Origin of the sequence: Roseomonas sp. CAU 1739 (assembly GCF_039839775.1) — a bacterium.
GTDB lineage: Bacteria > Pseudomonadota > Alphaproteobacteria > Acetobacterales > Acetobacteraceae > Neoroseomonas.
This window is the reverse complement of sequence record NZ_JBDOQQ010000015.1, coordinates 73,178-99,180: the sequence shown is the minus strand read 5'-3', so window position 1 is coordinate 99,180 and position 26,003 is coordinate 73,178. Positions and strand designations below refer to the sequence as shown.

The 26,003-nt window shown below is 70.8% G+C and carries 26 protein-coding genes; 12 read left to right on the top strand and 14 right to left on the bottom strand.

Annotated features, from left to right (window positions below; translation table 11 throughout):
• Positions 1–56 precede the first annotated feature (56 nt).
• From leuC to AAFN86_RS21815, 6 genes are all read left to right on the top strand, one after another.
• The gene (leuC, locus tag AAFN86_RS21840; protein ID WP_347545672.1) at positions 57–1,460 is read left to right on the top strand and encodes a 3-isopropylmalate dehydratase large subunit; all 1,404 of its coding nucleotides are present in this window, start codon (positions 57–59) and stop codon (positions 1,458–1,460) included.
• 12 nt (positions 1,461–1,472) lie between these two features.
• Complete coding sequence (leuD, locus tag AAFN86_RS21835; protein ID WP_347545671.1) at positions 1,473–2,099, top strand: 3-isopropylmalate dehydratase small subunit; 627 nt, start codon at positions 1,473–1,475, stop codon at positions 2,097–2,099.
• Positions 2,086–3,249, top strand: a complete 1,164-nt coding sequence (gene leuB / locus AAFN86_RS21830; RefSeq protein ID WP_347545670.1) for a 3-isopropylmalate dehydrogenase — start codon at positions 2,086–2,088, stop codon at positions 3,247–3,249. The genes leuD and leuB overlap by 14 nt, the downstream gene beginning before the upstream one ends.
• A 66-nt stretch (positions 3,250–3,315) precedes the next feature.
• On the top strand, positions 3,316–4,266 hold the full coding sequence (locus tag AAFN86_RS21825; RefSeq protein WP_347545669.1) for a tripartite tricarboxylate transporter substrate binding protein: 951 nt from the start codon (positions 3,316–3,318) through the stop codon (positions 4,264–4,266).
• 4 nt (positions 4,267–4,270) lie between these two features.
• A complete protein-coding gene (locus AAFN86_RS21820; protein WP_347545668.1) occupies positions 4,271–5,179 on the top strand; it encodes a sugar ABC transporter substrate-binding protein in 909 nt (302 codons plus the stop codon).
• 5 nt (positions 5,180–5,184) lie between these two features.
• Positions 5,185–6,150 carry a tripartite tricarboxylate transporter substrate-binding protein gene (locus AAFN86_RS21815; RefSeq protein ID WP_347545667.1) on the top strand — a complete coding sequence of 322 codons (966 nt, stop codon included), beginning with the start codon at positions 5,185–5,187 and terminating at the stop codon, positions 6,148–6,150.
• A gap of 24 nt (positions 6,151–6,174) precedes the next feature.
• Here AAFN86_RS21815 and AAFN86_RS21810 read toward each other — a convergent pair whose 3' ends face one another.
• Together AAFN86_RS21810 and AAFN86_RS21805 are read right to left on the bottom strand one after the other, a co-directional pair.
• The gene (locus AAFN86_RS21810; RefSeq protein WP_347545666.1) at positions 6,175–7,731 is read right to left on the bottom strand and encodes a carboxyl transferase domain-containing protein; all 1,557 of its coding nucleotides are present in this window, start codon (positions 7,729–7,731) and stop codon (positions 6,175–6,177) included.
• Between the two features lie 63 nt (positions 7,732–7,794).
• Positions 7,795–8,301, bottom strand: a complete 507-nt coding sequence (locus AAFN86_RS21805) for a hypothetical protein (RefSeq protein ID WP_347545665.1) — start codon at positions 8,299–8,301, stop codon at positions 7,795–7,797.
• Positions 8,302–8,513: 212 nt separating this feature from the next.
• Between AAFN86_RS21805 and AAFN86_RS21800 the strand changes: the two genes are divergently transcribed.
• Together AAFN86_RS21800 and AAFN86_RS21795 are read left to right on the top strand one after the other, a co-directional pair.
• Positions 8,514–10,868 carry a PAS domain-containing protein gene (locus tag AAFN86_RS21800; protein WP_347545664.1) on the top strand — a complete coding sequence of 785 codons (2,355 nt, stop codon included), beginning with the start codon at positions 8,514–8,516 and terminating at the stop codon, positions 10,866–10,868.
• A 124-nt stretch (positions 10,869–10,992) separates the two neighbouring features.
• A complete protein-coding gene (locus AAFN86_RS21795; RefSeq protein WP_347545663.1) occupies positions 10,993–11,970 on the top strand; it encodes a GDP-mannose 4,6-dehydratase in 978 nt (325 codons plus the stop codon).
• 219 nt (positions 11,971–12,189) lie between these two features.
• On the opposite strand, the gene AAFN86_RS21790 is transcribed toward AAFN86_RS21795, so the two are convergent.
• From AAFN86_RS21790 to AAFN86_RS21735, 12 genes are all read right to left on the bottom strand, one after another.
• The gene (locus AAFN86_RS21790) at positions 12,190–12,804 is read right to left on the bottom strand and encodes a hypothetical protein (RefSeq protein ID WP_347545662.1); all 615 of its coding nucleotides are present in this window, start codon (positions 12,802–12,804) and stop codon (positions 12,190–12,192) included.
• Positions 12,801–13,886 (bottom strand): P1 family peptidase, encoded by a 1,086-nt coding sequence (locus AAFN86_RS21785; RefSeq protein WP_347545661.1) that lies wholly within the window; start codon positions 13,884–13,886, stop codon positions 12,801–12,803. The genes AAFN86_RS21790 and AAFN86_RS21785 overlap by 4 nt, the downstream gene beginning before the upstream one ends.
• Entirely contained in the window at positions 13,883–16,531 is a 2,649-nt protein-coding gene (gene alaS, locus AAFN86_RS21780; RefSeq protein WP_347545660.1) for an alanine--tRNA ligase, read from the bottom strand. The genes AAFN86_RS21785 and alaS overlap by 4 nt, the downstream gene beginning before the upstream one ends.
• Before the next feature lie 115 nt (positions 16,532–16,646).
• Positions 16,647–16,832: a hypothetical protein gene (locus AAFN86_RS21775; protein ID WP_347545659.1), complete on the bottom strand. Its 186-nt coding sequence runs from the start codon at positions 16,830–16,832 to the stop codon at positions 16,647–16,649.
• A gap of 290 nt (positions 16,833–17,122) precedes the next feature.
• The gene (gene recA / locus AAFN86_RS21770) at positions 17,123–18,169 is read right to left on the bottom strand and encodes a recombinase RecA (RefSeq protein ID WP_347545658.1); all 1,047 of its coding nucleotides are present in this window, start codon (positions 18,167–18,169) and stop codon (positions 17,123–17,125) included.
• A 182-nt stretch (positions 18,170–18,351) separates the two neighbouring features.
• Positions 18,352–19,869, bottom strand: a complete 1,518-nt coding sequence (locus AAFN86_RS21765) for an ATP-binding protein (protein WP_347545739.1) — start codon at positions 19,867–19,869, stop codon at positions 18,352–18,354.
• 5 nt (positions 19,870–19,874) lie between these two features.
• Complete coding sequence (locus AAFN86_RS21760) at positions 19,875–20,939, bottom strand: EscU/YscU/HrcU family type III secretion system export apparatus switch protein (protein ID WP_347545657.1); 1,065 nt, start codon at positions 20,937–20,939, stop codon at positions 19,875–19,877.
• A 3-nt stretch (positions 20,940–20,942) separates the two neighbouring features.
• Positions 20,943–21,719, bottom strand: a complete 777-nt coding sequence (locus tag AAFN86_RS21755) for a flagellar biosynthetic protein FliR (protein WP_347545656.1) — start codon at positions 21,717–21,719, stop codon at positions 20,943–20,945.
• Positions 21,719–21,988, bottom strand: coding sequence for a flagellar biosynthetic protein FliQ (locus AAFN86_RS21750; protein ID WP_347545655.1), 270 nt, complete (start codon positions 21,986–21,988; stop codon positions 21,719–21,721). The genes AAFN86_RS21755 and AAFN86_RS21750 overlap by 1 nt, the downstream gene beginning before the upstream one ends.
• Before the next feature lie 96 nt (positions 21,989–22,084).
• Positions 22,085–22,381: a flagellar hook-basal body complex protein FliE gene (locus AAFN86_RS21745; RefSeq protein ID WP_347545654.1), complete on the bottom strand. Its 297-nt coding sequence runs from the start codon at positions 22,379–22,381 to the stop codon at positions 22,085–22,087.
• Positions 22,381–22,788, bottom strand: a complete 408-nt coding sequence (gene flgC / locus AAFN86_RS21740) for a flagellar basal body rod protein FlgC (RefSeq protein WP_347545653.1) — start codon at positions 22,786–22,788, stop codon at positions 22,381–22,383. The genes AAFN86_RS21745 and flgC overlap by 1 nt, the downstream gene beginning before the upstream one ends.
• 12 nt (positions 22,789–22,800) lie before the next feature.
• Positions 22,801–23,181: a flagellar basal body protein gene (locus AAFN86_RS21735; RefSeq protein WP_347545652.1), complete on the bottom strand. Its 381-nt coding sequence runs from the start codon at positions 23,179–23,181 to the stop codon at positions 22,801–22,803.
• A gap of 89 nt (positions 23,182–23,270) precedes the next feature.
• On the opposite strand from AAFN86_RS21735, the gene AAFN86_RS21730 reads away from it, so the two are divergent.
• The 4 genes from AAFN86_RS21730 (at position 23,271) to AAFN86_RS21715 (ending at position 25,999) form a co-directional block, all read left to right on the top strand.
• Entirely contained in the window at positions 23,271–23,543 is a 273-nt protein-coding gene (locus AAFN86_RS21730; protein ID WP_347545651.1) for a hypothetical protein, read from the top strand.
• 30 nt (positions 23,544–23,573) lie between these two features.
• On the top strand, positions 23,574–23,837 hold the full coding sequence (locus tag AAFN86_RS21725) for a flagellar biosynthetic protein FliO (protein WP_347545650.1): 264 nt from the start codon (positions 23,574–23,576) through the stop codon (positions 23,835–23,837).
• Positions 23,834–24,565 carry a flagellar type III secretion system pore protein FliP gene (fliP, locus tag AAFN86_RS21720; protein ID WP_347545649.1) on the top strand — a complete coding sequence of 244 codons (732 nt, stop codon included), beginning with the start codon at positions 23,834–23,836 and terminating at the stop codon, positions 24,563–24,565. The genes AAFN86_RS21725 and fliP overlap by 4 nt, the downstream gene beginning before the upstream one ends.
• A gap of 63 nt (positions 24,566–24,628) precedes the next feature.
• Positions 24,629–25,999 carry a hypothetical protein gene (locus AAFN86_RS21715; protein ID WP_347545648.1) on the top strand — a complete coding sequence of 457 codons (1,371 nt, stop codon included), beginning with the start codon at positions 24,629–24,631 and terminating at the stop codon, positions 25,997–25,999.
• Positions 26,000–26,003: the final 4 nt, after the last annotated feature.

Genomic DNA, 26,003 nt, shown 5'->3' with positions numbered 1-26,003 from the left:
CCGGCCACGCTCCCGCGCCGGCCTGGCAGCGTCAAGCCTGGGGGGGAACACGACGGATGCCAGCAACGCTGTTTGACAAGATCTGGGATCCGCATGTCGTTGCCGATCTCGGCAATGGCTGGTCGCTGCTGTATTGCGACCGCGTGCTGGTGCATGACCTGTCCGGCGGCCGCGCGCTGCAGGAAGTGGGCGAGGCCGGCTACAAGGTCGCGCGACCCGACCTGGTCTTCGCCACGCCAGACCATGCCGTCTCATCGGCACCGGGACGCACCTCGGAGACCTTCCCCACCGGTGCAAAGCTGCTCGCAGGGTTGCGCAAGCGCGTCGCGGAAACCGGCGTGCGGCTGTTCGACCTCGGCCAGGACGGCAATGGCATCGTCCACGTCATGGGCCCGGAACTTGGCATCGTGCTGCCCGGCACGACGCTTGTCTGCGGCGACAGCCACACCTGCACGAATGGCGGCGTCGGTTCGCTCGCCTTCGGCATCGGCGCGTCGGAACTGAAGCACGTTCTCGCCACGCAGACGCTGCCGCAGCGCAGGCCGCGCACGATGCGCATCCGCTTCGAGGGCGTGGCACCCGATGGTGTCACGCCCAAGGACATGATCCTCGCCGCGATCGGCCGCTTCGGTGCCGCCGCCGGCACGGGATACGCCGTGGAATATGCCGGTTCGGCGGTGCGCGCGCTGTCCGTCGAAGGCCGCCTGACGCTATGCAACCTGTCGATCGAGATGGGTGCCAAGATGGGCATGGTCGCCCCGGACGAGACGACCTTCGCCTGGCTGAAGGGCCGCGACTTCGCGCCGAAGGGCGCGGCTTGGGAGGCCGCCGTGGCGGCCTGGCGCGACCTGCCGACCGACGATGGCGCCGTCTTCGACCGCGACCTGCTGATCGACATGCGCGACATCGCCCCGCAGATCACCTGGGGCACCAGCCCGGAACAGGTGCTGCCCATCACCGGCCGCGTGCCCGACCCCGCCGATGCGCCGGATGCCGAGAAGCGCGGCGCCTGGGAAGCGGCGATTGCCTATATGGGCCTGACCGCCGGTGCGCCGATCATCGGCACCAAGGTGGATTGGGTCTTCATCGGGTCCTGCACAAATTCGCGCATCGAGGATCTGCGCGCCGCCGCCGCCGTGCTGCACGGGCGCAAGGTGGCCGACCATGTCACCGCCTGGGTGGTGCCCGGGTCGGAACGCGTGAAGCACGCGGCGGAGGCCGAGGGGCTCGACGTCGCGTTCCGCGAGGCCGGCTTCGAATGGCGCGAGCCCGGCTGCGCGCTTTGCGTGGCGGCCAATGGCGAATCCGTGCCACCGGGTGCGCGCTGCGTGTCCACGTCCAACCGCAACTTCGTCGGAAGGCAGGGCACGGGCGCGCGCACGCATCTCGCCTCCCCGGCCATGGCGGCGGCAGCGGCGATCGAAGGTGCGATCGCCGATGTGCGGCACTTCGCGGCGTAGGGAGACACAGCGATGGACAAGTTCACCAAAGTCTCCGGCCCCGCCGCGCCGATGCTGCGCGCCAATGTCGATACCGACGTCATCATCCCGATCCAGCGCCTGGTCGGCACCGGGCGCACCGGACTTGGCCCCTATGCCTTCGAACGGATGCGCTACAACAAGGACGGGTCGGACAATCCCGACTTCGTGCTGAACCTGCCGCAATACCGCGACAGCCCGATCCTGCTGGCAGGACCGAACTTCGGCTGCGGATCCTCCCGCGAAGGCGCGGTCTGGGCGCTGATGGGGATGGGCTTCCGCGCCGTGCTGGCACCCTCCTTCGGCGACATCTTCTTCAACAACTGCTTCCAGAACGGCCTGCTGCCGATCGCCCTGCCGGAAGACGTCATCGCCCGCATCGCCGCCGAGACCGAGGCCGCGCAGGGCGCGCGCCACACGGTCGTTGACCTCGCCCGCCAGGTGGTGGTCACGCCGGAGGGCGCGGAGATCCCCTTCGCCGTCGATGCACGCAAGAAGGAAGCGCTGCTCGAAGGCCTGGACGACATCGCGCTGACCCTGCGCTTCAAGGATGCAATCGACGGCTGGTACGCCGCCGACCGCGCGGCGCGTCCATGGGTGTGGGAGAGTGTCGAGCGATGAGCGCCGCGTCGGATCGGGCATCGACGGAAGCCGCGCGGTGAACCAGCGGCACCAGGGCATCAACATCGTCGTCCTGCCTGGCGACGGCATCGGCCCCGAAGTCACCGACCAGGCCGTGCGCGTGCTCGACTGGTTCGTCCAGCGCCGCGGCATCCCGCTGCGCATGGATCGCCGCCTGTTCGGCTCCGCCGCCTGGGCGGCCGAGGGCACCACCATGCCGGACGCGACCTGGGAAGCGATCCTCGCCGCCGATGCGCTGCTGTTCGGCGCGACCGGCAGCCTGGACCAGACGCACATCCCGCCCGAGGAGCGCCGCAAGGGGTCGCTGCTGCGCATCCGCAAGGGCCTCGACGTCTTCGCCAACCTGCGCCCGGTGAAGGCGCAGCCGGCGCTGGCCGAGGCCTCTCCCTTCAAGGCGCGTACTGTCGCGGGTGCCGACCTAATCTTCGTGCGCGAACTGACCGCCGGGGTGTATTTCGGCACGCCGCGCGGCATCGAGACGCAAGCCGACGGCACGCGGCGCGGCGTCAACACCCACGCCTATACCGAAGCCGAGATCGCCCGCGCCGCGCGCTTCGCCTTCGAACTCGCCCGCACGCGGCGCGGCCATGTCACATCCGTGGACAAGGCGAATGTGATGGAGGCCGGCCGGCTGTGGCGCGATGTCGTCACGGAGGTCCACGCGGCCGGCTACACCGATGTCACGCTCGACCACATGCTGGCCGACAATTGCGCGCTGCAACTCGGCCGCGCGCCGACGCGCTTCGACGTCATCGTCACCGACAACCTGTTCGGCGACCTGCTGAGCGACTGCGCCGGCGCCATCAACGGCAGTCTTGGCCTGCTGCCCTCCGCCGCACTGTCGGCCCCGCGCGACGATGGACGGCGGCGCGCGCTGTACGAACCGGTCCACGGTTCCGCGCCGGATATCGCCGGCAAGGGCATCGCCAATCCGCTGGGTGCGATCCTGTCGGCGGCGATGCTGCTGCGCTGGACGGCGCAGGCGCCGGAGGAAGCCGACCGGCTGGAGAAGGCGGTCGCGACGGCGCTGGCCCGCGGCGCCCGCACCGCCGACCTGGCCATGCCAGGCGAGACGGCCCTGTCCACGCATGCGATGACCGATGCCGTGTTGGCTGCCTTGGAGGCGTAGGGCTCCCCCCTCGCAAGCCGGCCGCGCCTGCCCTACCGTTCCTCCCAATCAACGGGAGGAAACCACATGCGTCGCCTGCTGCTTGCCGCTGCCCTGTCGCTCGCCGCCCTGCCGGCCCTCGCCCAGGACCGCACCGTCCGCGTCATCTCGGGCTATGCCGCCGGCGGCACGGGCGACCTGATGGCGCGGCTGATCGCCGAATACATCGTGCCGCATCTCGGCGCCCGCGGCGTGGTGGAGAACCGCACCGGCGCGAACGGCCTGATCGGCGCGGAGGTCGTCGCCCGCGCCGCGCCCGATGGCATGACCGTGCTGCAATGCCCGATGGGCACCATGACCATCACGCCGAACCTGCCCGGTGCCGCGATGCCGGTCGACCCGCGCACCGAACTGGCGGGGATCACCAACGTCGCGCTGTCCACCTACGCCCTCGTCGTCGCGGCGCGCGGCCCCTATGCCGATGCCGCCGCGCTGCTCGCCGCCGCGCGGGCGCGGCCGGGTGCGATGACCTATGCCTCGGCCGGCGTCGGCTCGGCGCAGCATCTCTCGGTCGAGCTGGTCAAGGCGCGCGCCGGCCTCGACATCATCCACGCGCCCTATCGCGGTGCCACGCCGGCGATCGTCGACATCCTCGGCGGCCGCGTCGACTTCATGATCACCAACCTCGGCGACGTGATGAGCCAGGTGCGCGGCGGCGAGCTGCGCGTCCTCGCCATGGGTGACAATGCCGGATCGCCGCTGTTCCCCGATGTACGGCCGATCTCCGCCTTCGTGCCGGGACTTGAGATGGCCGGCTGGTTCGGCGTGTGCGGACCGCGCGGCGTCAGCGAGGAGATGCTGGGCCGCTGGGCCGAGGCCACCCGCAAGGGCCTCGAGAACCCGACCTTCCGCGAACGCCTTCTGGCCAACGGCCTGACGCCGCATTTCGAGGATGCCCGCGCCTTCAACGCGCGCATCGCCGCCGACCTGCGGTCCTGGGGCGAGGTAATCCGCGCCGCCGGCGTGCGCGGTGATTGAGCGCGTGGCGCGCCGCCTCGCCGCCTTCACCAAGAACGGGGTGAACCCGAACTACCAGGCCTTCCTGCTGGGGGTTGAACGTGCCGCGGCCGCCGAGGGCGCCACCGCCACACGCCACTTCGCGACGACGCCCGACGATCCGGCGGAGCAGATCGCGCTGCTCGCCGCCGTCGCCGCCGAGCAGCCTGACGCGATCATCTTCGCCCCCGCCGATGACCGGCTGCTGGTGGGCCCGGTGGCGGCAGCGCGGGCGCGCGGCATTCCCTTCATCGGCTTCGTCAACCGCATGGCGGGCGACTTCGTCACCTTCATCGGCGCCGATGACGTGGCGATGGGGCGCGCGGCCGTCGGCGCCATGGCGAATGCGTTGCACGGGCACGGCGCCGTCGTGCTGATCGAAGGCCCCGATACCGCGCCGACCAGCCGGGACCGCGGCCGTGGCTTTCGCGAGGCCCTTGCCGCCCATCCGGACCTGCGACTTCTGGACAGCGCGCCGGGGCACTACCTGCGCGAACCGGGGCGGCAGGCGATGGCCGGGTTGCTCGCGCGCCATCCACGCATCGATGGCGTCGTCTGCACCAACGACCTGATGGCGCTGGGCGCGCTCGATGCGCTGGAGGCGGTGGGCCGGCAGGCTCTGGTCACCGGCATCAACGGCACCATCCCGGCGGCGCAGGCGATCGGCGCAGGGCGGCTGCTCGCCAGCATCGACTATGACGGCTTCCGCATGGGGGCCGCCTGCGCCATGGCGGCGCTGCGCCACCTGCGCGGGCAGTCGATCCCGCGCGAGATCCTGCTGCCAGCGCAGGTGATCCATCGCGGTAACCACCAGCCCTGGCTGGTGCCGATCGAAGACCGCTGCCTGCCCGATTGGGACGAGATCGTCCCGCCAGACAAAGACAACCGGGAGTGACACGCATGGACATCACCCGCCGCGCGATTGGCGCCGCACTGGCCGGGGGGCTCGCCGCGCCCGCCTTCGCGCAGGGGCCGTCCTGGCCAAGCCGCCCGATCCGGCTGATCAGCCCCTTCGCGCCAGGTGGGCCGCAGGATGTGCCGGCGCGCTACTTCGTCGAGTACCTCACGCCGCGCCTTGGCCAGCCGGTGATCTATGACAGCCGCGCCGGGGCCGGCGGGCAACTCGGCATGCAGCATGTCGCGCAGGCGACCGACGGGCATACCTTCCTCATCACCTCCAATTCCGTCGCGACGCTACCGGCGCTGAAGCACGATCTCGGCTTCGATCCCTTCACCGACCTGCTGCCGGTGACGATCGTGACGGAGGCGCCGCTGGTCTATTGCGTGCGCGCCAATGGCCCGGCCGACCTGGCGGCCTTCCTGGCCCGCGCGAAGGAAGCGCCGGGCCGCGTTTCGGTCGGCAGTTCCGGAGTGGGGTCGGCGACGCATCTGGCCTCGGCCCTGCTGATGCAGAAGGCGGGGATCGACCTGCTGCATGTGCTCTATCGCGGCGCCGGACTGATCATGACAGCGCTGCTGGCCGGCGAGATCGACGCCTTCGTGGGCGACCTGTCGCTGGCGCTGGAACATATTCGCGCCGGCACCATCCGTCCGATCGGCGTGACCACGGCGACCCGCGCGCCGCTGCTGGCGGAGGTGCCGGCGATCGGTGAGGTGGTCGCCGGCTACGCCGTGCCCTTCTGGTTCGGGCTGTTCGCCGCGAAGCAGACGGCGCCCGAGGCGATTGCGCGGATGAATGCGGAACTGGCGCCGCTGGCCGCGCCGAGCAGCGAGTTGTCGCGGCGGATGGCCGAGCGCGGATCACTGCTGGTGCTGTCCGGTCCGGAGCCGCTGGCGGCACGGCTGCGCAGCGAGGTGGCGCAGTGGCGGGTGGTGGTGCAGGCGGCGGGGATTACGATGGAGTGAGGCCGCCGGCTTCGTCGCCCCCGCTCACGGCCGCATCGTGAACCCCGCCATCCCCGGCGCCAGCAGCGGCTGCGCCAGCGCCGCGAACTCGCACAACAATCGCCGGCTGTCCCGCGGATCGATGATCTCCTCGACCCAGAACGCCTCCGCCGTGCGGAAGGGCGAGCGCAGCTTCTGCAACCGGTCCTCGATCTCCGCGACCTTGGCGGCGCGGTCATCGGCGGCCGTGACTTCGGCGGCATAGGCCGCCTCGACGCCACCTTCCAGCGGCAGCGACCCCCACCGCGCCGACGGCCATGCATAGCGGATCGAATACCGCCCCGCCGGCTGGTGCACCACGCCCGCCACGCCGAAGGCGTTGCGCATGATGATGGTGCACCAGGGCTGGCGGCACTGGTTCACCGCCGCCATGGCGCGCACGCCCCAGCGGATCGTCGCGGTCTTCTCCGCCTCCAGCCCCACCGCGAAGCCGGGGCAGTCCATCAGGTAGACGACCGGCAGATGGAAGGTCTCGGCGAGGTCGACGAAGCGGATGATCTTTTCGCAGGCATTGGCCGTCCAGGACCCGCCATGGAACACGGGGTCGGAGGCCAGGACCGCCACCGGCCTGCCATCCAGCCGTGCCAGGGCGGTGATGATCGACCGGCCGAACCACTTGCCCATCTCGAAGAAGCTGCCCTTGTCGAACAGGGTCTCGATCACCGGGCGCACCTTGTAGGCCTGGCGCGGGTCGCGCGGGATGGCGGTCAGCCACTTCTCCTCACGGCGATTCACGTCATCGCGGTTGCGCACCACCGGCGGCAGCGCATGCACCGAGGATGGCAGGTACGACAGGAAGCGCCGCGCGAGGGCGAAGGCCTCCGCCTCCGTCTCCACGGCATCATCGACACCACCGGCCCGGCACTGGATCTCCCAGCCGCCCAGGGCGCGCTTCTCCAACGTCTCGCCCAGCCGGGCGACCACCGGCGGCCCAGCCACGAACATCGCCGAGGACTTGGTCATCACCGAATAATGCGCCGCCGCCAATCGGGCCGCGCCAAGCCCCGCGACCGAACCCAGCCCCAGCGTCACCACCGGCACCAGGCCCATATTTGCAGTGGTCTGGTAGTATAGTTGGGTGCCGCCGACCCCTCCCGGCAGGTTGGCGCGCCCGGTCGTCTCGATGGTCTTGACCGACCCGCCACCGCCAGACCCCTCGATCATGCGGATGATCGGCAGGCGGAGTTCGGCGGCCATGCGCTCGGCCATGATCGGCTTTTCGCGAATGGTCGCGTCCGCGCTGCCGCCACGCACGGTGAAGTCGTCTCCCACCACCACCACGGGGCGCCCATCGACCATGCCGCGGCCCATCACGCAGTTGGACGGCGTGAAGGATTCCAACTCGCCCCTCGCATCGTAGTCGGCACGGCCGGCAATGGCGCCGACCTCGTGGAAGGATCCGGGGTCCACCAGGGCGTCGACCCGTTCGCGGACGGTCAGCCTGCCGCCGTCGTGCTGGCGCTTAACCTTGTCCGGCCCGCCCATCTCGCGGGCCATGGCCTCGCGGCGACGCAGTTCATCGAGTTCGGCAGTCCAGTTCATAGGCGCTTGGTTCCCGTCCCTGCGCCGAGTGTCACGCCGCGCTGTCCGCGCGACAAGCCGCGCTCAGGGTGCGACGACCTCGTGGCGGCGGAACCACAGCGTCAGCGGCGTGCCGTTGGTCAGGCGCAACTGAACGGTCTCCGCGTCGCTCGCCTCGGCCACCCATTCATTGATGCGAAAGGTCGTGCGGCAGCCACCGGCAGCCCGCGCCTCCGCAAGCAGCCGGGGGGCACGATCCTCGGGATTGTTCAGCACCGCCAGCGCGGCGCGGTCGGCACAGCCGACGACGCCATCCCTCGCGACGCGCCAGACCGACCGCGCAGGCGCCGCGGCCACCGGCTCGACGGTGGGGGTGGGCGCCACGGCCTCGATGGCCGCGGGCTGCGGGCGCGCGGCGGCGCGCTGCAGCGACCGCGGCGGCGCGGGCGGCGGCAGCGGCAGCGCGACGGGTTGCGGTTCCGGCGGCTCCTCTGCGCAGGCAGCGAGCAGGCAGAGCGCGGTCAGCAAAGGGGCGATTCGAAACATTTCCGTGATGGTAGCACCGGCAAGCAGCGTCCGTGCAGCCGTCATCGTCTACCTGCCCCATCATCACGGCCGTTTGCGTTGCGAACGGACAACCATTGGTTGACCCTGGCGTCGAAGACGGTTGTCGTGCCGCCTTCTCGATCGTGCTACAAGGCGATACGGCAGGGTCACATCGTGAGCGAATTGGTTTGACGACCATCGGCGGTCGACTTTGGGCGCTTGTGCTCGCCTCGGCCCTTCCCCTTTTGTTCGGCATCATGCTCATCGGCGGCTTCGGCTGGGAGGTCGAGCGCGACGCCATCGACATGCGTGTCTCGGCCCGGGCGCAAGCCGCCACGCGCGGCATCGACGCCGAGATCGAATCGCGCCGTCTTGCGCTCGAATCCTTCGCCGGCGCGCGCGAGGGCAGCCAGCAGGGCGACCTGGCCGCCACCGATGCGGCCGCGCGGCGGCTGGCCGCCACGCTCGATGCCCAGGTCAGCGTACTGGATCGCGGCCTGGGATTGCTGGTGGACACCAGCCAGCCCTTCGGCACCCCGCTTGGATCCACCCGCGCGGTGGCCGAAGGCCTGTGGGCGGTCGAGACAGGCCAGGCCCGCGTCAGCAACGGGCCGGCCGGGACCACGCCGGCCGGCCCCGCGCCGCCGCCACAGCTGCTGGTGCCGGTGATGCACGATGGGCGTGCCACCGGCGTGCTCGCCGTTTCGCTGTCGGCCGAACGACTGGCGGCGGCGGCCGGGCCGCGGCACAGCATCCTGTTCGACAATCGCTGGCGCGTCATCGCGTCCAGCGGCGGCACCCCCGCCGATGTGCCGGACTGGACCGTGCTGGCGGCGGCGCCACGGGGCGTGGCCCTGGATGGGCGAAGCGGCAGCGGCGACACCGTCCGCTACGTCGTGACGAACCTCGCCGCCGCACCCGATTGGCGCCTCGTCACCTGGGAAAGCACCGCCTTCGTCGACAGCGTCGTGGCACGCCTGCTGCCCTGGGTGCTGATCTGCCTCGCGGTGGCCATCGCCACCGCACTGTTCGCCCGGGCCCGCGCCATGGCGGCGCTGCAACTGCCCGTGCTTGCGCTGGAACATCATGCCCGCGCCACTGCAGCGGCGCTGCGCGACGATGCGCCGCGCCCGCATCCGCCGGGACTGGGCATGATCGACGAATTCGCCAGACTGGGCGCGGCGCTGGGCGAGGCCGACGCCGCCGCCACGGCCAGCGAACGCCGTCTGCGCGCCCTCGCCGAGGCCGGGGCCATCGTGCTGTGGCGCGGCGATGCCGGCGGCGGCTGGACCGAGGCCGCCGGCTGGGCGGGGCTGACCGGCCAGACCGCGCCCACGTTCCGCGGCGACGGCTGGGTGGACATGCTGCACCCGGACGACCGGGCGCCGACGCTGGCCGAATGGGGTCGCAGCCTGGTCGCGCGCCGCCCGATCGGCGTCGAATTCCGCCTGCGCACGGCCGACGATGCGGCCGGCTGGCGCTGGGTACGTGCGACCGGCGTGCCGGTGACGGACCAGGCCGGTCAGTTGCAGGAATGGGTCGGCGCCATCCATGACGTGGCCGATGCCCGGGGCGCCGGCACGGCGCGCCAGGTCAACGACGCCCAGGTGCGCCAGACGGTGGCCGAGCTTCGCGCGGTGTATGACACCGTGCCGGTCGGCCTGTCGCTGGTCGATGCGGACCTGCACTTCGTCAATGTGAATACGCGCTTCGCGGCGATCGGCGGGCTTCCGCCGGAAGCGCATATCGGCCGCGCACCGCATGAGGTGATGCCCGAAAGCCTTGCCCGCCCGCTCGAGGATGCGCAGCGGCACGTCCTGCAGACCGGCCGCCCCGTCCTCGACGTCACCTGCTCGGGCCCGGCGCCGGGGGCGGTGCAGCAATTGCGGCATTGGCTCGCCTCCTGCCACGCGGTCAAGGATGCCGAGGGCACCGTCACCGGCGTCTCCGCCGTGCTGCAGGACGTGACCGACCGCGTCCGGGCGGAACGATCGCGCGAGATGCTGGTGACCGAGCTGAATCACCGCGTGAAGAACACCCTGGCGACCGTGCAGTCCCTCGCGGCGCAGTCGCTGCGCGGGGCACGCGGCGGCAAGGAAGGCCTGGGACGTGAATTCGTCGGCCGGTTGCAGGCGCTGATGCGCGCGCATGACCTGCTCGCCGATCTCGGCTGGCAGGAGGTCGATCTCGCGCGCGTGGTGCGCACCGGGCTCGCGCCCTGGATCGAAGGCGGGCGCGCCATCCGCATGGGCGGATCGGGCCGCATCCAGGTCAGCGCCGGGCAGACCCAGGCGATCGTGATGGCGCTGCATGAACTCGCGTCCAATGCGGCGCATCACGGCGCCTTGTCGCGTCCGGGTGGCGAGGTGGAGGTTGCCTGGTCGCTCGGCGACGACGGCATCACCGTGCTGGATTGGCATGAGAGCGGCGGCCCGCCTGTCCAGGCGCCATCGGCGGACCGTCGTGGATTCGGCATGCGCCTGCTGGAACGCGGCCTTGCGCACGACCTTGGCCCAGGCGCCGATGTCCAGATGCGCTTCCCGCAGGACGGCGTCACGATGGCGATGCGATTCCGCGCCGGATTGCCGGCCCTGCAACCCGTCGAAGGCTGAAGCCGCCGCCGCCGCGCGGCCGGCGGACATCGCCCCGCAGGCGGCGTGACCCTGCGCCTTTGGACAGTCGGCCGTGGCGCGTATAAGGAACCGCTATTCTTGCAGCGAGCGGACCCGGAACGATATGGCACGTGCACTGATCACGGGGGTGACCGGACAGGACGGCGCCTATCTCGCGGCCCTGCTGCTCGACAAGGGCTACGAGGTCTTCGGCCTGCTGCACCGGCATGGCGGGTCGGAGGCTGTGCAGGACCGGCTGCGGCGGCTTGGCTGCGCCGGTTCGGTGCAGATGGTGGATGGCAACCTGATCGACCTGTCCTCGTTGATCCGCCTTCTGCAGAAGGTGCAGCCGGACGAGATCTACAACCTGGCTGCGCAGTCCTTCGTGCGGATGTCGTGGGACCAGCCGCTGCTGACCACGCATGTCACCGCGATCGGCACCGCCAACATGCTCGAGGCGGTGCGCATCGCCTCCCCGGCCGCGCGGTATTTCCAGGCGAGTTCGTCGGAGATGTTCGGCAAGGCGGAGACGCCTGCGCAGAACGAGGCGACGCATTACCACCCACGCAGCCCCTATGCCTCGGCCAAGGTCTTCGCGCATTGCCTGGTGCAGAACTACCGGGACGCGTTCGGGCTGTTCGGCTGCAACGGCATCATGTTCAACCATGACAGCCCGCTGCGCGGCATCGAGTTCGTGCTGCGCAAGATCACCGATGGGGCGGCGCGCATCAGCCTCGATCTCGCCACCGAACTCGCGATGGGCAATCTGGAAGCGCGGCGCGACTTCGGCCATGCGCGCGACTATGTCCGCGCGATGTGGCTGATGCTGCAGCAGGACAAGGCGGATGACTACGTGGTCGCGACCGGACGCGCGGCGTCGATCCGCGACCTGTGCCGCATCGCCTTCGCCCATGTCGGGCTGGACTACCAGGCGCATGTTCGGGTGGACGCGGCCTTCCTGCGGCCGGCGGATGTGGATGTGACCATCGGCGACGCATCGCGGGCGCGGACGCGGCTGGGCTGGGTGCCGGAGATGAGCCTTGAGGCGATGATCGCCGAGATGGTGGAGGCTGACCTGGCGCGTTGGAAAGCGCGGGGGTAGCGCCGGACGGAATAGGCCGGACTGCGGGCGGCACGCGCTGTTGGTGGACGGGGGCCTGCCGGTGGCGCGGGCGATTGCAGGGAGGCGCCGCACCCCATACGCGCGAGCCCACCGCATCCAAGATGCCGGTCCATGCCGCCATGTGAGCAACGCGGCGGTCCTCGCGGGCTGCGACGATCGGCCCGGCGTGCCTGTCCTCAGGTCGGCAAAGCACCGCGCTCAGGGCACGCGCAGCAATGTCCCGGGCAGCCGCCCGGGCGACAACGCGCAGGTGGCGCGCACCGCGGCGGCGGGTGGTTCGATGGCGATGGCCTGCGGCTCGCAGCTGCCCCGACCAAGATCGTCGAGCCGACGTTCGATGGCGAAGGCCTCCCGCAGCGCGCCCTCGGCCGTGGTGTCGTGGAAGGTATAGACCACGCTGCAGCAGCCGTTGCGCCCGAGTGCCACAAGCCGCCCCGCGCTGTCGCGGGAGAAGCCGAGGCCGCTGACCTCCCCTGCCCGACGGAACCGGGCGCGCTCGGGCTGCATCAGCCAGACATCCCAGGCGGTATTCGCATTGCCGCCGATCACAGGCACCCACAGGTCGAGCGCCCCGTCGCCATTGGTGTCGATCACCCGTGGCAGGACGTCGGGCAGGTCGGATTGCACCTCGATCCGCTGGCTCTCCACCCCGCCTTCGAGGACCGAGATGGTCCAGTATTCCTCGGAGGAGGTCGCCCGCAGAGTCAGTGCCTCCGCGCCAGGGCGGGTGGCGCGGAGCGTGGTGCGGGCGGCCTCGGCGGCCGTCAGCGCCAGGGTGAGCAGCGCGGCGGCAGCGAGCAGCCAGGGCTTCATGGGCGGTATCGTGCCAGGATGGCGCGCAGGGCGTCGAGGTCGATCGCCTGGCCGGTCGCGCGGCGGCCGCTGCGGGCATCGCGGCCGGTGATCGTCGTCGCCATGGTCAGCGCGTTGAGCACCGCTTCCTCCACGGCTTCGGCGGCCGCGACGAACAGCGGCGACATGCGGTCATTGGGCCAATCGGCGATTATGGCCTGGTGCGCGCGGCGTTCGGCGGTGCGGCGCACGCCGGGATGCGTGGACAGAGCGATCGCGTAGTCGCCGGATCCGTCGGAGAAGGCTGCGCCCGTGCGCGCCAGTCCTGCCGTGGCGCGGGCCGCGAGGCGGCTGAGGTTGCGGTCCGACAGCGGCGCATCGGTGGCAAGCACCACCATCACGGACCCATCGGCATCGCCGCGATCCGTGTGTTCCTTCAGGTACCATTTGCCGAGCGCGCGCCCGACCGGGATACCATCCATCGTCAGGACGCCGCCGTAATTCGCCTGGACCAGCGCGCCGATGGTCCAGCCGCCAAGGGGCGCGGGCAGCAGGCGCGAGGATGTGCCGATGCCGCCCTTGAAGCCGAAGGCCATGGTGCCGGTGCCCGCACCAACGCAACCCTCAGCGACCGGGCCATCAGTCGCACCGTCCAGCGCGGCGTGGACGTGTGCTGCCGTCACGCCACGGGCGCGAATGTCGTTGAGCCGGCCATCATTGGTCTCGCCCACCACCGCGTTGACCGAGACGGCGTCGGGGTTGCGCGCCAGCGTCCAATCGACCAGCGCTTCCACCGCGCGGCCCACGGCCAGCGTGTTGGTCAGTACGATCGGCGTTTCGAGTTCACCGAGTTCGACGAGTTGCGTGGCCCCAGCGAGCTTGCCGTAGCCGTTGATGACGGCGAGGCCGGCGGGCACGCGATTGGTAAAGAGGTTTCCCGCATGGGGCAGGATCGCGGTGACGCCGGTGCGGATGGCGTCGCCCTCGATGACGGTGGCGTGGCCGACGCGCAGGCCGGCCACATCGGTGATGGCGTTGTAAGCGCCCGGGGCGAAGATGCCAGGCGCGAGGCCGAGGTCGCGGGCGCGAACGCGCTCGCTCACCCGCCCAGCGCCGCCTTCACGGCCGCCAGCGCCTCGGCCGCCTTGTCCGCCTCCGGCCCACCGGCCTGGGCCATGTCCGGTCGTCCGCCGCCACCCTTGCCGCCGACCGCGGCGGACGCGGCGCGCACCAGCGCCACGGCATCCGCCTTGCCCTTCGCCGCCTCCCCGACCGCGACGACGATGGACGCCTTGCCCTCAGCGGTGGACACGAGTGCCACCACATCCGCGGTCCCGCCCTTCAGAATGGCTTCCGCAAGGCCCTTCAGGTCGCGCGGCGGCACTTCGCCCAGGTCGCGCAGCGCCACGCGCAGGCCGGCAACCTGCTCGACCTCCGCCCCGCCGCCGCCCGTCGCCAGTTTCCTGCGCAGATCGGCCACGTCGCGGTCCAGCTTGCGGCGTTCCTCGACCAGCGTGGCGATGCGGCCGGCGAGTTCGCCAGGCTGCACCTTGAGCACTGCGGCGGCGGCCTGCAGGCTTTCCTCCATCTCCGCGATCAGCGACAGCGCGGCTTCGCCCGTCACCGCCTCGACCCGTCGCACGCCGGCGGACACGGCGCCCTCGGAGACGATCTTGAACAGCCCGATATCGCCGGTCCGGCGCACATGCGTCCCGCCGCAGAGTTCGAGCGAATAGACGCCGTGCTTCTCGACCGCCGCGGCGTCGTGGCCCATGCCGACGACGCGCACCTCCTCGCCGTACTTCTCGCCGAATAGCGCCATGGCGCCGGCCTCCACGGCAGCTTCGGGCGTCATCAGGCGGGTGACCACCTCGGCATTCTCGCGGATGCGGGCATTCACCTCGGCCTCGACCCAATGCAGGTCTTCCTCCGACATCGGTGTCGGCTGGGACACATCGAAGCGCAGCCGGCCAGGCGCATTCAGCGAACCCTTCTGCGCGACATGGGTGCCGAGCCGCCGGCGTAGCGCCTCATGCAGCAGATGCGTCGCGGAATGGTGGGCGCGGATGGCGGAGCGGCGGGCGTGATCGACCTCCGCCTGCACGGCGAGGCCGAGCTTCGCCTCCCCATGCACCACGGTGCCGAGGTGGACATACAGCGCGCCAAGCTTCTTCTGCGTGTCGCGGATTTCGATGCGGCAGGCATCGCCGGCCTGGATGATGCCGGTGTCACCGACCTGGCCGCCCGATTCCGCGTAGAAGGGGGTCTGGTTCAGCAGCACCGCGACCTCGGCGCCGACCGGCGCGCTGTCCACCGGCTTGCCGTCGGCGACGATAGCGACGATCTCGCCCTCGGCGGTCTCGGTGGAGTAGCCGAGAAATTCGGAGGCACCGACCTTCTCCTTGAGGTCGAACCACACGCCTTCAGTCGCGGCCTCGCCCGACCCCGCCCAGGCGGCGCGGGCGCGCTTGCGCTGTTCCGCCATGGCGGCGTTGAAGCCCTCGACATCGACCGGGCGGCCTTCGGCGCGCAGCGCGTCCTGCGTCAGGTCGAGCGGGAAGCCGAAGGTGTCATAGAGCCGGAAGGCGACGTCGCCGGGCAGCGTCTGCTTGTCGCCGAGCTTGCCGGTTTCCTCCGCGAGCAGCCCAAGGCCGCGTTCAAGCAACGAGCGGAAGCGGGTTTCCTCCAGTCGCAGTGTCTCGCTGATCAGCGATTCCGCGCGCACCAGTTCCGGATAGGCCGCGCCCATCTGGCGCACCAGCGCGGGCAGCAGGCGGTGCATCAGCGGGTCGCGCGAGCCCATCATATGCGCGTGGCGCATCGCCCGGCGCAGGATGCGGCGCAGCACATAGCCGCGGCCTTCATTGGATGGCAGCACGCCGTCGGCGAGCAGGAAGGCGCCGGCGCGCAGATGGTCGGCGACGACGCGATGGCTGGAACGGAACGGCCCGTCCGGTTCCTGCCCCGTGGCTTCGGCGCTGGCGAGGATGATCGCGCGCAGCGTGTCGGTGTCGTAGTTGTCGTGCTTGCCCTGCAGGATGGCGGCGAAGCGTTCGAGGCCCATGCCGGTGTCGATGGACGGCTTGGGCAGCGGGTTGCGCGTGCCGGGCGGGTCCTCGAGGAACTGCATGAAGACCAGGTTCCAGATCTCGATGAAGCGGTCGCCATCCTCATCGGGGGAACCCGGCGGGCCGCCGGGGATCTTGTCGCCGTGGTCGAAGAAGATTTCCGAGCACGGGCCGCAGGGGCCGGTATCGCCCATGCGCCAGAAATTGTCGGAGGTGGAGATGCGGATGATGCGGCTGTCGGGCAGGCCGGCGACCTTGCGCCAGATGGCGGCGGCGTCCTCATCCTCCGAATACACCGTGACCAGCAGCCGGTCCTTCGGCAGCGAGAAGTCCTTGGTCAGCAATTCCCAGGCGTAGGGGATCGCCTGCTCCTTGAAGTAGTCGCCGAAGGAGAAGTTCCCCAGCATCTCGAAGAAGGTGTGATGGCGCGCGGTGTAGCCGACATTGTCGAGGTCGTTGTGCTTGCCGCCGGCACGCACCGACTTCTGCGCGGTGGTGGCGCGCTTGTAGGGGCGCGTCTCCTGGCCGGTGAAGACGTTCTTGAACTGCACCATGCCGGAATTGGCGAACATCAGCGTCGGGTCGTTGCGCGGAACCAGCGGCGACGATTCCACCACTTCGTGGCCATTGCGGTGGAAGTAGTCGAGGAAGGTGGCCCGGATGTCGTTGCTGCTGGTCATGTCCTGCCCGTCGCGTCGCCCGGGAAAAGCCCGTCCCGGCAAGGTGTTGGCCCAAAGGGAGCGACAGGTAGCGCGGGCGGCGCGGGGCGTGAAGGGGCGGCGCGAGGCAGCCCCGTTATTGTCCGGCTTCCTCCCTGGCGGCGTCTTCCTCCGCCTTTCGGCGGTTTTCCTGCTGCTTGTCGCCCTTGCCGTAGTCGGGGCCGCCTTCCTTGCGCTCATCCGGACGGTACAGCGGATGCGGTTTGTCCGGCGGCGCGTCCGGCGTGATCTTCGGCAGCCTGGGGCGGCGGGGCTTGTTCATCGGCGTGTCTCCTATCCCTTGGAAACACGCCGTGCAGGGGATGGTTGCCGGCCAGGACGGACGGCCCGCCCCGCCGATTCAGCGAGGCACCCATCCGGCGACCGGCTTCGATCGCTCGAACGGTTCGCGCCAGTCATCGCCCATGCGAACCGTTGTTTGTGTCGGCAGCTTCACCCGACTGAGAGAGACCATCCAGCCGGGATCTGCTCCAGCGCGCTGGGCGAGGCCCGGAAACGATGACGCCCGCGGCATGGCTGCCGCGGGCGTCATCCGGGGTCGGGCGCCGTGGCCTATTCGGCCGCCAGCGCCTCGTCATCATCGCTGCCCTCGCCCACCAGCATCTGCTCGGCGAGCAAGCCGGCCTGGCCGCGGATGCGCTGTTCGATCGAGGCCGCCATCTCGGGATGGTCGCGCAGGAACTGCTTGGCGTTCTCGCGCCCCTGGCCGATACGCTGGCTGTCGCAGGAGAACCAAGCCCCCGACTTCTCGACGATGCTCGCCTTGACGCCAAGATCGATCAGCTCGCCGACCTTGCTGATGCCCTCGCCATACATGATGTCGAACTCGACCTCGCGGAACGGCGGGGCCATCTTGTTCTTCACCACCTTGACGCGGGTGTGGTTGCCGGTGACCTCGTCGCGGTCCTTGATCGCGCCGATCCGGCGGATCTCCATGCGGACCGAGGCGTAGAACTTCAGCGCATTGCCGCCCGTCGTGGTTTCCGGGTTGCCGAACATCACGCCGATCTTGAGCCGGATCTGGTTCAGGAAGACCAGCAGCGTGTTGGACTTCGAGACCGATCCGGTCAGCTTGCGCAGTGCCTGGGACATGAGGCGCGCATGCAGGCCGACATGGGTATCGCCCATCTCGCCTTCCAGTTCGGCGCGCGGCACCAGGGCGGCGACGGAATCGACCACCAGCACGTCGATCGCGCCCGACCGCACCAGCGTATCGGCGATCTCGAGCGCCTGTTCGCCGGCATCGGGCTGGCTGATCAGCAGGTTGTCGACATCGACGCCGAGCTTCTTCGCATAGCCGGGGTCGAGCGCGTGCTCGGCATCGACGAAGGCGCAGGTGCCGCCCTTCTTCTGGGATTCCGCGATGACATGCAGCGCGAGCGTCGTCTTGCCCGAGGATTCAGGGCCGTAGATCTCGATGATGCGCCCCTTGGGCAGCCCACCGATACCAAGCGCGAGGTCGAGCCCGAGCGAGCCCGAGGAGACGACCTCGATCTCACCCTGCGACGCCTGCTTGGCGCCGAGGCGCATGATCGAACCCTTGCCGAAGGCCCGTTCGATCTGGCTCAGCGCGGCGTCGAGCGCCTTTCCCTTATCCATGCCCTTCCCCCGATCCGGCAATGATTTATCAACCATAGGGCGATATCTCCATCCAGTCTATCGCCCATTCGTAGCGGATCGGCCGACGATCCGACCCGCCGGGCCTCCCCGCACCCGCTCATGGCGGCGCGATTCGGCGCAAGGGAAAGATGCGCCCCGACCGCCCGGACGGCAAGAACAAATTAAGAACTAGAACCGTCGATCGCGGCCAGCAGCACCTTCATCCGGAACGGCTTCTCGATGAAGGCATAGCCGCGATCCGCCAGCCCCTCCCCCACCGCGCGCTCGGCGTAGCCCGACACCAGCACCACGGACAGGTCGGGCCATTGCCCGCGCAACGCATCGGCCAGGGCCAGCCCGTCCATCTCCCCGGGCATGGTCATGTCGGAGACCAGCACCTCCGGCACGAAGCCCGCTTCCACCGCCTCCAGCGCCGCGTCGGCGTCCTCGGCCTCATGCACCGCATGGCCGGCCGCCTTCAGCGCATGGGCGGCGAGCCGACGCAGCGGCGCCTCGTCCTCGACCAGCAGCACGCGGCGCGCAGCGGCCGGCGATGGTGTGGCGGGCGCCGGACGCATCGGCGCGGGAACGGCCACCTCCGCCACTGCGGGGAACCAGAGCCGGAATTCAGTCCCCTCCCCCAAGCGGGATGCGACCGTCACATACCCGCCCGACTGCCGCATGATGCCGAGCACCGTGGATAGGCCGAGACCGGTGCCGCCTTCGGTGCGGCGCGTGGTGAAAAAGGGTTCGAAGATGCGCGGCAGGTCGGCGGGCGCGATGCCGCGCCCAGCATCGGCGACGCTCAGCACGACCCAGTCGCCCGGCGGCACCACGCCGCCCGGCTCGACCCGCTCGCTCGCCAGCGCCAGCGCCTCGAGCCTGATGCGGATCGCGCCGCCGGCCGGCATGGCATCGCGCGCATTCACCGCGAGGTTCAGCAGCACCTGGTCGAGTTGCGAGCCATCCACCCGGACCCGCGGCCCCGGCTGCGCCGCCAGGTCGAGCGTCAGCAGGTGCCGCCCGCCCAGCAGCCTGCGCAGTAGCGGCGCCATCGCCTCCACCGCGGCCGCCAGTGCCAGCACGCGCGGCGCCAGGGCCTGGCGGCTGGCGAAGGCCAGCAACTGCTTGACCAGCCGCGCGCCCCGCGTCGCGCTGTCGAGGATCTGGCGCAGATCCTCGGTGGTCGGTTCATCGGGCTGGCGCGCCAGGGCGGCTTCCGCAGCGCCGGAGATCGCGGCGAGCAGGTTGTTGAAGTCATGCGCGACGCCGCCGGCCAGCCGACCGACCGATTGCAGCCGCGCGCCTTCCTCCATCTGCGCCTGCATGCGTCGCCGGGCGGTGACATCGGTGACGCGCAGCAGCGCCCCGGCCTCCCCGCGCAGTGGACGGCAGGCAACCTCGACCTGGGCATCGGGCGGCAGCCGCTCATCGGCCAGGCGCGCCAGCACGACCGGCGGCGCCGGTGGCCCGGCCAGCGCGGCGCGCACCACCTCGGCCACCGCGGCGGCCGTGTCCTCGGTGAACAGCGCTGGGGCGGGACAGCCGGATCGTGGCTCCGGACCGGCGCCGCACAGCCGCGCCAGCGCCGCATTCGCGAAGCGGATGCGCCCTTCGGTGTCCAGCACCGCGAGGCCGACCGCTTCCTCCGCCTCGAACAACTTGCGGAAGGCCGCCTCGTCGGGCTCGCGCCCACGCATATCCGTCACCCTGCCTGCCCCCGTCCGCCGAGCCGCCAGACATAGGCGATGATTTCGGCCACCGCCTGATAATGGTCCGGCGGGATTTCCGCATCCAGCTCCAGCCGGAACAGCGCGCGCGCCAGCGGCGGGTTCGACACGATCGGCACCCCGGCCTCGCCGGCCACCGCGCGGATCCGCGCCGCGACCTCATCCGCGCCCTTGGCGACGAGCCGCGGCGCCGCCTCGCCCCCCTGTTCATAGGCGAGGGCGACGGCGAAATGGGTCGGGTTGGTGATCACCACCGCCGCCTTGGGCACCGCGGCCATCATCCGCCCCTTCGCGCGCCGCTGGCGGAGTTGGCGCTGGCGGGCCTTGATGTGCGGGTCGCCCTCGCTCTCGCGCGCTTCTTCCTTCTGGTCCTGGCGGGACATGCGCAGCCGGCGCAGATGGCGCTGATGGGCGAACAGCCAGTCCGCCGCCGCGATCCCCGCGAAGGCCAGCAATGCCGCCACCGCCAGGTCGCGCGCCGCATCCCCCAGCCGCGCCAGCAATGCCGCCACCGGCAGCTGGACCAGCCGCGGCAGTTCCGCCGGATCACCGATCGCATGCCACAGCGCCGCACCGACCAGGACGAGCTTCAACAGCGTGCGCAGGAACTCGATCGCGCCATCCAAGCCGAAAATGCGCTTCAGCGCGCTGGCCGGGCTGAGGCGCGAGACCTGCGGCGCCAGCCCCTTGGCCGAGACCAGCCCGCGCGTCTGCAGCATCGTTGCACCAACGGCGCCCGCCGCGGTCAGCAGCGCGACCGGCAGCGCCGCCATCATGCCCAGGCGCAGCATCTCCATCGCCGCCTCGATGGGTGGGATCTCATGCGCGCGGGCCATCGCGCCGCCCAGGCCGCGCAGCATCGCCGCCCCCGGCGCGACGGCGAGCATCATGCCGAGCATCCCGCCGGCCAGCGCACCAAGGCCCACCACTTCACGCGACAGCGCGACCTGGCCGTCCTCCCGCGCGCGTTCCAGGCGCCTTGACGATGCGGCTTCCGTCCTGTCCTCGGCCTCGGTCCCTGATCCCCCCTCCTCGGCCATGAATCAGCGCAGCCCGGGGAGGTTGAGAAAGGCCTCGCGCGCCGCCTCGCCGAAGGCGCCGAGCAGCGCGGGCATCACCAGCGCCAGCAGCGCGAGACCCGCCAGGACCTGCCCCGGCACGGCGATGAAATAGACCTGCACCTGCGGCGCGATGCGCGTCAGCAGGCCGAGCGCGACATTGATCACCACCGCCGCCAGTACGAAGGGTGCCGCCAGCCGAAGCGCGAGTGCGAGGCTCTCGGCCGCCGCCGTCGCCATGGCTTCCGCCGACGCCCCGGCCGGGAAGGGCTCGCCGACCGGCAGCACGGCATAGGATTCGACCAAGGCCCGCAGCGGCAGCAGGTACAGCCCGCTGCCCAGCACCACCACCACGGCGGCGAGCGAGAACAACCGCCCCGTCGCGGTGCCCTGCCCGCCCAGTTCCGGATCGGGCACCAGCGCCTGCGCCAGCCCGAGCAGCAGGGCCACCGCCTGCCCCGCCATCGCCATCGCCACGGTCACCAGCCGCGCCAGCCCGCCGAGCCACAATCCGATGATGATCTCGATGAGGATGAGGCGCGTCGCCTCCCCGGCGTCATCGGGGGCCGGCGGCAGCCCCGGTGCGAGCAGCGGCAGCAGCAGCAGCACCAGGCCCAGGCCCAGGCCCAGGCGCACCGGTGCCGGCACCTCCTGCTCCCCCAGCCCGGGCAGCAGCATCGCCGCCGCACCCAGCCGCGCGAAGGCCAGCACCGCCTGGAAGGCGAGCACCGGCAGTGCGGCGAGCAGCCCGGCTTCGTCCATCAGCCGCGCAGGCCCACATCGACCACCGCCTGGAACAGGCCACCCGCATAGCCGCGCAGCACGCCGATGAAGAACGGCCCGAGCATCAGCAGGGCGCCGGCCAGCACCACCACCTTGGGCAGGAAGGCGAGCGTCGCCTCATTCACCTGGGTCAGCGCCTGCAGCACGGCGATCAGCAGGCCGATGGCGAGCATCAGCAGCAGCAGCGGCCCGCCGATCTGCAACGCGATCCACAGCGCCTCGCGCGCGGCCAGCGCGGTGTCGTTCACGGCCGGGATTTTCCCGCCAGCGGCATGTTCGGCGCTTCCTTCAGCCCTGTGCGCGGCGCCGCCGCGCGCGATGCTCCGGCCCGTCTGCGAAGCGCATCAGATCGGCATGCGCATCACGTCCTGATAGGCGGCAACGACGCGGTCGCGCACCGCCACCGCCGTCTGCAGGGTGAGTTCCGCGCGCCCGACCGCGAGCACGACATCGGTGACGCTGCCCTGCCCGGCCAGGGCGGCGGTGCTTGCCGCATCCGCCTGGTGGCCGACATCGACCGCCTGTTCCATCGCCCGCGTCAGCGCGGCGCCGAAGCCGGCCCCGCCGGTTGCCGCCTGCGGCAACGCATCGGCGGTGCGATAAGCGGCGGCAACGCCGGCGGCAGCCAACGGCAGCGGCATCAGCGCAGCGCCTCGATGGTGCGGGTCAGCATGCCGCGCGTCACTTCCAGCACCTGCAGGTTGGCGGCGTAGGAACGCTGCGCCTCGCGCATGTCCATCGTCTCCATCATGCTGTCCACATTCGGCATGCGGACATAGCCGCGCGCATCGGCAGCCGGGTGGGACGGGTCGAAGCGCAGCGGGAAATCGCCCGCGGCGGTGCCGACGCGCCCGACCCGCACCGTCTCGGCCCCCAATTCGCGGTCCATGCGGTTGCGGAAGGTCACGGTCTTGCGGCGATAGGGATCGGCCCCGGGCGACTGGCCCGTGCTGTCCCGGTTGGCGAGGTTTTCCGCCACCACGCGCAGGCGCGTGGACTGCGCCTGCATGCCGGCGGCTGAAATGCGCAATGCGCGATCGAGATCCATCCCCTTACCCCTTTACTGGTTGCGACCGAGCGCGGTGCGGAACAGCCCGAGGTAGCGACGGTGCAGCCCCACCGCGAGGGCGTGCGCCGTCTCGGTATCGGCGATGCGCATCGCTTCGCGGTCGAGTGCGACACCATTGCCATCCATGCTGCGTTCGACGCGGCGTTCACGCTGTGCACGGGCATCGCGCGCCGGTGCCAGGTGGCGCGGGTCGGTGCGCGCCACCGCGCCCTGCACGCCGGCCAGCGCCTGCGCGAAGGGCTGCATGTCGGAGGGGCGGAAGCCAGGCGTATCGGCATTGGCCACGTTCTGCGACAGCACGCGCTGGCGTGCATCGAGCCAGTGCAGGCGGGCCTCGGCGAGGGCGATCGGTCCGGTGCGGGTTGGGTCCATCGCGCATCTCCTTCGCATGGAGGCGGCGAAGGATCGGTTAATGGGCGGCGACAACCTCGCGGTAACCAGCCCTGGTGTTGAGTGCGCGCATGGACGGCATAGACATCACCGACGGGGCCGAGGCCCGCCAGGCAGCCGTGCTGCTCGCGGCGATCGAGGCCATGGAGGCCACGCTGTCGGTTGCCGATGCGCTCGTGTCCTCACACCGGCGCATCGACCTTGACGGGCTGGAGGAGGAGGTCGGGCGGATCTGCGCCGCGTGCCTTGCCGCCCCGCGCGGCGCCGCGCCGGCGGTGCGCGCAAGGCTCGAAGGTCTGCTCCGCCTCCTCGATCGGCTCGAGCGCGCCCTGGCCCCGTCCTGACGCCCCCAACCGCCGGCAGGAGGCCGCGGCATGACCATCGATCCGACCAGTTGGATCACCGCCGGCGCCGCCCTGACAGGCGTGGTCGCCCTTATCCTGGTGGCCGGGCGGCTCGCGCGTCGCGCCGGCCTCGCACCGCAGGGCAGTGGGCGGTTGCGCATCGAGGAAAGCCTGGCGCTCGACACGCGCCGTCGCCTGCTGCTGGTGCGTTGCGACGGGCGCAACCTGGTGCTGCTGACCGGTGGCAGCCAGGACCAGGTGGTCGGCTGGCTTCCGCCCGACGGTGGCGCATGAATCGCATTCTCCTGGTCGCGCTGCTGCTGATCCTGCCTGGGGTCGGCTGGGCGCAGTCCGTGGCGATCGACCTTGGCCAGACCGGCCAGCCCGGTGCCACGGCACGGCTGGTCCAGCTGACGGCGCTGATCGGCATGCTGTCGCTCGCGCCCTCGCTGCTGGTGATGGCGACCGCCTTCGCGCGCATCGTCATCGTGCTGGCCCTGCTGCGCAGCGCGATCGGCGCGCAGGGCATCCCGCCCAATCCGGTGCTGGTCGGGCTCGCGCTGTTCCTGACGTTCTTCGTGATGCAGCCGGTCTTCGAGGCATCCTGGACCCAGGGCATCCTGCCGATGACCGAGGGGCGCCTCGCCGAATTGCCGGGGCTGGAGGCCGCCGCCGAACCCTTCCGCCGCTTCATGGCGGCCAATGTCCGCGACGACGACCTCAGCCACTTCATCGAACTCGCCAACCTGCCGCAGCCCGCGAGCGCCGAGGCCGCGCCCTATCGCGCCCTGGTGCCGGCCTTCATGGTCAGCGAGCTGCGCCGCGCCTTCGAGATCGGCTTCCTGCTGTTCCTGCCCTTCCTGGTCATCGACATGGTGGTGGCCTCGGTGCTGATGTCGCTGGGGATGATGATGCTGCCGCCCTCGGTGGTATCGCTGCCCTTCAAGCTGATCTTCTTCGTGCTGGTGGATGGCTGGCGGCTGGTGGCGGCGTCGCTGGTGCAGGGTTTCGCCGGCATGTGACATCGCAGGCGGCGCGGGCCGGGAAAGCGTGGCATGCTGGGCCATCCTCGGAGGGTCTCCGCCATGCGGATCCTGCTCGCCTGCCTGCTGACGCTGCTGGCTTTGCCGGCCGCCGCGCAGCGCGCCGCACCCTGGGAGGGCATCTGCCAGAGCCCCCTGGGCCTCGCCGTCGGCCCGGGCCAGGAAGGCGCGGGCCGCGCCGCTGGTCTGTGGGCGGGCTGGATGCGGTCCCGCGGCATCGGCACGCTGCGCATCGAACGCGACCTCACGCAGCAGACCTCGAATGCTCGGGCGACGCTGAAGATCAACCTGCGCCAGCCCGAGGGCGTGGACGAGAAGGACTGGCGCGCCACCTTCTTCGCCGCCATCGCCTATCCGGCGTCGTCGGGGCTGCTGCCGGCGGCGGATGCCTCGCCGATCCTCGCCATGGTCCACCCGCCGACACCCGAGGCCGGCATCACCCCGCTGCGCGTCGAGTTCACGCCACCGGAGACCTGGTGGCGTTCCACCTGGCAGGTTGCCGTCATCGCCTGCATCCCCAACCCGCCAAGCCCCGATCCCACGGCCTTCGGCATCACCGAGGTCGCGGTGTCCAGCTACTACCTGTCGGTCGGCGTCGGCTTCGGGGCGGCCGCGCTGCTCTATCTCGTCATCGCCTTCACGGCGCTGCGCGTTCACGGCCAGCAACTCGACATCGAGGCCGCGAAGCAGCGGGATTCCGGCCGCCGCCCGACGCCTGCCTTCTGGCGCGCGCTCAATCCGGTGGTGATCTGCCAGGACGCCTTTGGCGCGGCGAGCCTGTCGCGCTTCCAGGTGCTGCTGTTCACCCTCACCGTGGTCGGCGTCTATGCATATGTCTTCGCGCGCACCGGCTACCTGTCGGGGCTGTCAAACACCGTGCTGCTGTTGCTCGGCATCACCCTGGCCGGATCGACGCTGGCGAGCCTCGCCGAAGGCCCGGCGCTGGCGACCGCCAACCGCGTATGGCTGACGGCGACCGGCATCCTTGAGACGCGCCAGCGCACGCCGCGCTGGGAAGACCTGCTCGGCGCCGAGGGCGAGGTGGATGTGACCCGCGTTCAGGCACTCGCCTTCAGCGTCTTCGCCGCGGTGGCGCTGGTGGTCAACGGTGCCACGGACCTCGAGAACTTCGCCATCCCCGATCAGCTCAACACGCTGATCGGCATCAGCCAGGCGGTCTATGTCGCCGGCAAGGCGCTGCCGCGCGAAGCGGCGAAGCGCCTGAACGACGAGGTCCGCGCGTTGCGCGACGCCGAACAGGCCGTGCTACGCAACCCCGCCGACGAACCCGCCAGGCTGGACTTCGAGCGTCAGCGCGCCGCCCTGCACGGCGTCCTGACGGATGTGTTCGGCGAGCGGTTTCGTGCGGATCGGCTGCGGGTGCTGCAGCCGGGGACGCTCGCGCCGGCGTAACCGG